Annotated in this window: 2 pseudogenes; both read left to right on the top strand. The window is 57.8% G+C overall.

From position 1 onward, the window contains the following. Positions 1 to 235: pseudogene (locus DBR30_RS13485) on the top strand (methyl-accepting chemotaxis protein); the annotation flags it as partial. 370 nt (positions 236 to 605) lie between these two features. Next, positions 606 to 928 (top strand): annotated as a pseudogene (locus tag DBR30_RS13480) (methyl-accepting chemotaxis protein); the annotation flags it as partial.

Raw genomic sequence — 928 nt, 5'->3', positions numbered from 1 at the left:
ATCGGTGGAGAAGATTAAAAATCAGGTCAGCCTGATCCGCGAGATGAACATGTATATCGCCCAGGCATCGGAAGAACAACACTCGGTGGCAGAGGCGGTCAGCCATAGCGTCAACCGGATTGCGACGCTCAACAGCGAGAGTGCGGCCAGAGTGGCAAAGGTTGCCGAGGCCAGCAGCGATCTGCGGCAGCTGTCGGCCCAACTCGACACCCTGCTCAAGCAGTTTCGGGTCTAGTCAGTTCACTTCGCCCCGTTGGATCATCCTGCGGGGCAGGCCGGTTCCCATTAATTTGAGGCGTGGCGAGATGTCGTGAGGGGCAAGGGGCCTTGTCCTGCAGCGTTTTTCGTCATGCCCATGTCACTGTTCAGCTGAGATTGGCGTGACCGCGATAGGCGAAACTCGCAGCATCATGCTCTGCCCGATACGCAGTCCGACAGCGCTGGACGCATATTTTCATTTTCCCCGCTCATGCCTGCCTGCATCTATTGTGCCGCTGATCTCGACCCTTTAGAATTTCGTTTAATTACAGCGAGTCCTGAGCCGCCATCTGGCTTTATCAGGTGTGGAATCCCATCTTCTTCATGATGAATGCAAATAACAGGTAGTCGCCACCCTGATGCGCACCCTTTCGACCGAAAGCAGCAGCATTGGCACCATCATCGAGGTGATCAACGGCATTGCCGAGCAGACCAATTTGCTTGCCCTCAACGCGGCCATCGAGGCGGCGCGGGCGGGTGATCAGGGGCGCGGTTTTACGGTGGTGGCGGATGAGGTACGCACCTTGTCGGGCCGTACTCGCCAGTCGACGGAGGAGATCAGTGCCAGTATCAAGCGGTTGCAGCAAGCGACCCAGAATGTCGGGGCCGGGATGCAACAGAGTCAGGAGAAGGCATCCCGCGCCGGCATCGAGGCGGCAGATGTGCAGAT

Source organism: Aeromonas sp. HMWF017, from assembly GCF_003061465.1.
In the GTDB taxonomy this organism is placed as follows: Bacteria; Pseudomonadota; Gammaproteobacteria; order Enterobacterales; family Aeromonadaceae; genus Aeromonas; species Aeromonas veronii.
The sequence above is the reverse complement of the archived record's forward strand: the minus strand, read 5'-3'. Positions and strand labels throughout refer to the sequence as shown.